Origin of the sequence: Corallococcus sp. AB030 (assembly GCF_003668965.1) — a bacterium.
GTDB lineage: Bacteria > Myxococcota > Myxococcia > Myxococcales > Myxococcaceae > Corallococcus > Corallococcus exiguus.
The window spans coordinates 1-5546 of sequence record NZ_RAWQ01000344.1 but is presented as its reverse complement, the minus strand read 5'-3'; the positions used below and the strand labels follow the sequence as shown (position 1 = coordinate 5546).

Sequence of the window (5546 nt, the reverse complement as noted above, 5' to 3'; positions counted from 1 at the left end):
CGTGAAGCCCAGCGTCTGGGACGTCAGCGTGGGCCTGAGCCTCATCTCCCTCACCGGCAACGCGTCCACGCTGACGGTGAGCGGCCTGGCCAGCGCGCTGCGCAAGACGGAGCACTGGATCTACTCCGTGAAGGCCTACGGCGCGTACGGCCGCAGCCGCCCGCCCCAGGTGGAAGGGGAGGTGGAGTCCCTGTCCCAGGTGGTGGCCCTCAACGCCGGCGTCGAGCTGCGCGGGGACCGCCGCTTCACGCAGGAGATCAGCGGCTACCTGCTGGCCGGCGTGGACACGGACCACATCAAGAGCATCGAGGCGCGGCCCTACGGTGAAGCCGGCGCCAGCATCTTCTGGTTCGACACCAAGCGGGACGAGAAGGCCAGCGTGCGCGAGACCGTCCTGCGCACCGACTTCGCCTTCCGCTACGCACGCGAGCTGCGCTTCCAGTACTACCCCAATCGCGTGGACCTGCCGAACGTGGACCTGGGCGGTCCGCGCTTCGGCGCCCTGTTCCGCTACGGCCTCTCCAAGGACATCACCTTCCAGGAAGAGGCGGAGATCCTGGTCAGCGTCATCTCCGACGCGCGCATCCTCTTCAGCAGCCAGACGCAGGTGATGGCGAACCTCACCGACGCGCTGGCCCTGGGCGTGGGCTTCCTCGTGAAGTCCGACAGCGCTCCGCCCCCGGGCAAGGTGTCCACCGACACGGCGCTCTCCTTCAACCTGACCGTCGCCCTGTAGTCCCCCACGCGGGCACCCAAGCCCGCCAAAAGCGACGCGGCGCCAGGGAAGAATCCCGGGCGCCGCGTTCGTGCTTCAGGGGACTGCGGAAAGCGACGAACTACTCGTGCGTTTCGTGTCCCTGCTTCTGGATCTGCTGGTGGCCACCCGTGCGGCCTTCCGTCGGGTTCGCTCCGATGTCCACCGCCTGCAGGTCGCTGTACTGCGACCCCGGCGGGTTGGCCAGACGGAAGCGGGTGCCCAGGTCCATCAGCGAGAAGCCGATGAGCAGCACCACGAACAGGATGGACACGCCGAACACCAGGCGGTTGGCGCCCTGGTGCTCCGACAGGTGCATGAAGTACAGCGCCACCAGCGTGCCCTTCACGCTGGCGATGATGAGCGCGAGCACCAGACCGAAGTCAGGCAGGTGCATGCGGCCGGTGAACACCGTGACGAGCGTGAGCACCAGCAGCGCAATCCAGATGACCACGTAGCGCCCGGCGCCGTGGTGCGCCTGCATGTTGTGCTCTTCCTGATGCGATTCGTTGGCGATGGCCATGTCGTAACCCTCAGACCAGGTACAGCATCGGGAAGAGGAAGATCCACACCAGGTCGACGAGGTGCCAGTACATGGAGCCCAGCTCGACCTGCGTGTAGTTGTTCGCGTTGAAGTCCCCGACGCGGTACGCGCGCACCGTGGCGAACGCCAGCACCGTCATGCCGATGACGACGTGCAGCGCGTGCAGGGCGGTGGAGGCGAAGTACACCGTGAAGTACAGCGGCGCGCCCGGCAGCTGGATGCCTTCGTAGAAGTAGTAGCGGCCCGGCAGCGTCCCGATGTGGAACTTGTGCTTGTACTCGAAGAACTTGATGACGAGGAAGCCCACCGCCATCAGGAGGGTGAGCACGTTCATGTGCCCCACCATCGCGTTCTTCCCCTCCTTGGCGTAGTGCACCGCCATGGCGGCGGTGAACGAGGAGGTGATGAGCACCACCGTGTTGATGGTGCCCATCGTCAGGTCCAGGCTGCGGCTGGACGCCGCCCACGCTTCCGGGAACAGGAAGCGGTAGGCCGCGTAGCACGCGAACAGACCGGCGAAGAGCAGGATTTCCGTGGCGAGGAACAGCCACATGCCCAGCCGCGCCGCGTGCTTCTGCACCTCCAGCGACGCGAAGTGAGCGGCCAGCTTGGGACCGGGCACCGAGCCCGGCGTCACGTGCGCGCTAGACATCCGACACCTCGCCCTGGGCCTTCTTCGGATCCACGTAGAAGTGCGGCTCCTCGGGATACGTCGGCTGGGGCCCGATGAAGTTGTGCGTGGGCGGAGGGGACTGGGTCAGCCACTCGTAGCCCTTGCTGTGCCACGGGTTGTCCACGCGCTCGCCGTAGATGAGCGCGTAGGTCAGGTACACCGCGATGATGATGAAGCCGAACGCGAGCAGCGACGCACCGGCCGTGGACGCCACGTTCAGCGCCTGGAAGCGCTCCGGGTACTCGTAGTAGCGGCGCGGCATGCCCGCGTTGCCCACGAGGAACTGGGGGATGAACGTCGCGTTGAAGCCCAGGATGATGAGCGCCGCGGAAACCAGGCCCCACCCCTCGTGGTACATCTTCCCGAACATCTTCGGGAACCAGTAGTGGAGCGCGGCCAGGAAGGCCATGATCGTCGCGCCCACCATGATGAAGTGGAAGTGCGCCACGACGAAGTAGGTGTCGTGCCACGCCACGTCCAGCGACACCGTCGCCACCGCGATGCCCGTCATGCCGCCGAACACGGTGAAGAACAGGAAGCCGCAGAAATAGGCGAACGGGGTGCTGAACTCCACCGCGCCCTTGTAGACGGTGCCCACCCAGTTGAAGACCTTGATGGCCGTGAACACGCCCACCAGCATCGACAGCACGCCGAACACGCCGGCGTTGAAGGTCGACTGGCCGGACACGAACATGTGGTGGCCCCAGGCGAAGAAGCCCACGAACGCGATGCCCACGCTGGAGTACGCCACCGCGCGGTAGCCGAAGATGTTCTTGCGGCTGAATGTGGAGACGACCTCGCTCATCACGCCGAACGCCGGCAGCACCATGATGTACACGGCCGGGTGGCTGTAGAACCAGAACAGGTGCTGGAAGAGCACCGGGTCACCGCCGCGGGCCACGTCGAACATGCCCAGGCTGAACAGGTTCTCCGCCGTCACCAGCAGGAGCAGCAGGCCAATCACCGGCGTCGCCAGCACCTGGATGCAACTGGTGGCGTAGAGCGCCCACACCATCAGCGGCATCTTGAACCAGGTGATGCCCGGCGCGCGCATGGTGTGCGTGGTGACGATGAAGTTCATGCCCGTGAGGATGGAGCTGAACCCGATGATGAACGCGCCGAACAGCACCGGCGCCACCGTGGTCGTCGTGTGCGCGCTGTACGGCGTGTAGAACGTCCAACCAGTGTCCAGACCGCCGTTGAGCATGCCCCAGAGCGCGAAGCCCGCGCCCGCCAGGTACACGTAGAGCGACAGCAGGTTCAGCCGCGGGAACGCCACGTCCTTGGCGCCCAGCATCAGCGGCAGCAGGAAGTTGCCGAAGATGGCCGGGATGGCGGGGATCATGAACAGGAAGATCATGACCACGCCATGCAGCGTGAAGACGCGGTTGTACGTCATCGCGTCCATGATGGTCGGACCGGGCGTGAGCAGCTCGATCCGGATGAGCAGCGCGAAGATGCCGCCCACCAGGAAGAAGAGCAGGATCCACGCCATGTACATGATGCCGATGCGCTTGTGGTCCACCGTCAGCAGCCACGACTTCACCGTGGTGCCGTCCGTCAGGTAGCTCGGGTGGTGGCCGTGGTCGTCGTGCGCCTCATGGCCGGGGACGGCCCCCGGCGCGGCGATGCTACTGGATGGGGTCATAGGCGGGGCCCTCGGAAGCGGTCTCACGCACGTTCGCGGTGCGCAGCGTCTTGATGTACTCGACGATGGCGGCCGACTCGGGGCCCTGCAGCTTGCCCTGGTAGGTCGGCATCACGTTCTGGTAGCCGGCGACGATGTGCGCGCCCGGGTCCATCATCGACTGGGTGATGTAGGCTTCATCCACGCGGATGCTCTGGCCATCGTCGAGCTTCTCTTCGCGCTCGTACATGCCCAGGAAGGTGGGGCCGATGTGCTTCGAGCCGTCCACCGAGTGGCACTTGAGGCAGCCCTGCGTGCCCACCAGCTTCTGGCCCTGCTCGGCCATGCGGGCGACGGGGGGCACCAGCGAGGTGTCCGCCAGCGCGTCCTGCCGGTCCTGCAGGCGGCCACGCTGCTGCTCCTTCAGCCAGTTCTCGTAGTCCTCCGGCGCGAGCACGACGACCTCCGCCAGCATCTTCGAGTGCGACAAGCCGCAGTACTCGGTGCAGAGCACCTGGTACGTGCCGGGCTTCGTCGCCTCGAACCAGGCCTGCGTGTAGCGGCCCGGCAGCGCGTCCATCTTGATGCGGAAGGACGGGACGTAGAAGGAGTGGATGACGTCGCGGGACGTGATGAGCAGGCGCACCGGGCGGTGAGCCGGCACGTGCAGCACGTTCACGCCGTTGGGGCCCTCCGGATAGGAGAACTTCCACATCCACTGCTTGCCCATGACGTAGACATCCATCGAGTCCTTGGGCGGAGTGGTGAACCAGGTGAAGTCCCGGAACCCGATGGCGAACCACGCCAGGAAGAACACCAGCGGAACGGAGACGAAGAGGAACTCCGTCTTCAGGTCCGGCACCACGTATTCCGTGTGCTGGTGGGCCTCCCGCCGACGGTAGCGGAAGAACATGAAGAGCGCCGCGAGGCCGACGCCCGCGGACATCACCATCGTCGTGCCGACGACGAAGTAGTGCAGGAAGTCGACCCGTTCCGCGAACGTGGACGCGCGCTCCGGGAGGAACAGGAATTGGTTGGCCAGGTCGCTCATGTAGTCGCGCCTTTCTTCAGCTCGCGCCTCCAGAAATAGATCAGCATCGTGGCCAGGGCGCCAAAGACAGCCAGGGAGCCCAGGCGGATGAACCCGAAGATGTAGAAACCGTACCGCCGCGTGGCGGTGTCATACTTGAAACAGGACATGACGATGCGATCGACGCTCGTCCCGACCCGACCGCCCGCTGCTTCCAGCAGCGAAAGCTTCACGTCCTTGCGGTCGAACGACGTGCCGTAGAGGTAGCGGGAGATGCTCCCCTCCGGGGTGAGCACGGTGACCACCGCGGGGTGGGCGTACTGCTTCGTGCTCGGTTCATACGTGTATTTGAAGCCCACGGCATCGGCGAGCTTGTGGATGTTCTCGTCGGTGCCGGTGAGGAAGTGCCACGGAGCCGTCTCCGGCTTGCCCATGGACTGGAGGTACTTGCGCCGCCGCTCGGTGCTCTGCGCCGGGGTGTCCTTGGGGTCGATGCTGACGGTGACGGCCTCGTAGTCCTTGCCCAGCTCCAGGCCCAGCTCGCGCATCACGCGGACCTGCTCGTTGATGACGAGGTTACAGAGCATGGGGCACTCGTAATAGACGAGCGTGAGCAGGGTGGGGCGCGTCTTCGACAGCAGCGTGCCCAGCCGCACCTCTTCCCCGGTGGAGTCCAGGAAGCGGGTCTCCAGGGGGAGCGGATCCCCCAGGTGCTCCTCCACGTCCACGCCCGTCACCGGCGGGGGCAGGTCTGAGTCCGCCTCCACGATGGCGCGGGGCGTCTTGCCTCCACCCGGCAGGGCGAACGCGGGCGTGGCGCTGGTGAGTACCAGCGCGAGCGCCGCGAGGAGCCCGGCGGCGCGGGCGGAGGAGAGCGGAAGAAGGGACGGCATGGTGGGGGACGGCTCGGGGGCAGGA

At 66.0% G+C, this 5546-nt stretch carries 6 protein-coding genes; 1 reads left to right on the top strand and 5 read right to left on the bottom strand.

What is annotated here, in order from left to right:
* Positions 1–736, top strand: a 736-nt coding sequence (locus D7Y15_RS41805) for a DUF481 domain-containing protein (protein ID WP_233605299.1), incomplete at its 5' end; no start/stop codon positions are given.
* 100 nt (positions 737–836) lie between these two features.
* Here D7Y15_RS41805 and D7Y15_RS41800 read toward each other — a convergent pair.
* From D7Y15_RS41800 to D7Y15_RS41780, 5 genes are read right to left on the bottom strand one after another with little or no spacing between them, the layout of a single operon-like run.
* A complete protein-coding gene (locus D7Y15_RS41800; RefSeq protein ID WP_120580867.1) occupies positions 837–1277 on the bottom strand; it encodes a cytochrome C oxidase subunit IV family protein in 441 nt (146 codons plus the stop codon).
* Between the two features lie 10 nt (positions 1278–1287).
* Positions 1288–1950, bottom strand: coding sequence for a cytochrome c oxidase subunit 3 family protein (locus tag D7Y15_RS41795; RefSeq protein ID WP_120560477.1), 663 nt, complete (start codon positions 1948–1950; stop codon positions 1288–1290).
* A complete protein-coding gene (locus tag D7Y15_RS41790; protein WP_120580866.1) occupies positions 1943–3619 on the bottom strand; it encodes a cytochrome c oxidase subunit I in 1677 nt (558 codons plus the stop codon). Before D7Y15_RS41790 ends, D7Y15_RS41795 begins: the two co-directional genes overlap by 8 nt.
* A complete protein-coding gene (gene coxB, locus D7Y15_RS41785) occupies positions 3603–4649 on the bottom strand; it encodes a cytochrome c oxidase subunit II (protein ID WP_120567457.1) in 1047 nt (348 codons plus the stop codon). Before coxB ends, D7Y15_RS41790 begins: the two co-directional genes overlap by 17 nt.
* Positions 4646–5521, bottom strand: a complete 876-nt coding sequence (locus D7Y15_RS41780; protein ID WP_120580873.1) for an SCO family protein — start codon at positions 5519–5521, stop codon at positions 4646–4648. The genes coxB and D7Y15_RS41780 overlap by 4 nt, the downstream gene beginning before the upstream one ends.
* Between the last annotated feature and the right edge of the window lie 25 nt (positions 5522–5546).

Excerpts from the sequence above, each read along its gene's own strand:
- D7Y15_RS41800 (WP_120580867.1), bottom strand. The coding sequence starts at position 1,277 with ATGGCCATCGCCAACGAATCGCATCAGGAAGAGCACAACATGCAGGCG.
- D7Y15_RS41795 (WP_120560477.1), bottom strand. The coding sequence starts at position 1,950 with ATGTCTAGCGCGCACGTGACGCCGGGCTCGGTGCCCGGTCCCAAGCTG.
- D7Y15_RS41790 (WP_120580866.1), bottom strand. The coding sequence starts at position 3,619 with ATGACCCCATCCAGTAGCATCGCCGCGCCGGGGGCCGTCCCCGGCCAT.
- coxB (WP_120567457.1), bottom strand. The coding sequence starts at position 4,649 with ATGAGCGACCTGGCCAACCAATTCCTGTTCCTCCCGGAGCGCGCGTCC.
- D7Y15_RS41780 (WP_120580873.1), bottom strand. The coding sequence starts at position 5,521 with ATGCCGTCCCTTCTTCCGCTCTCCTCCGCCCGCGCCGCCGGGCTCCTC.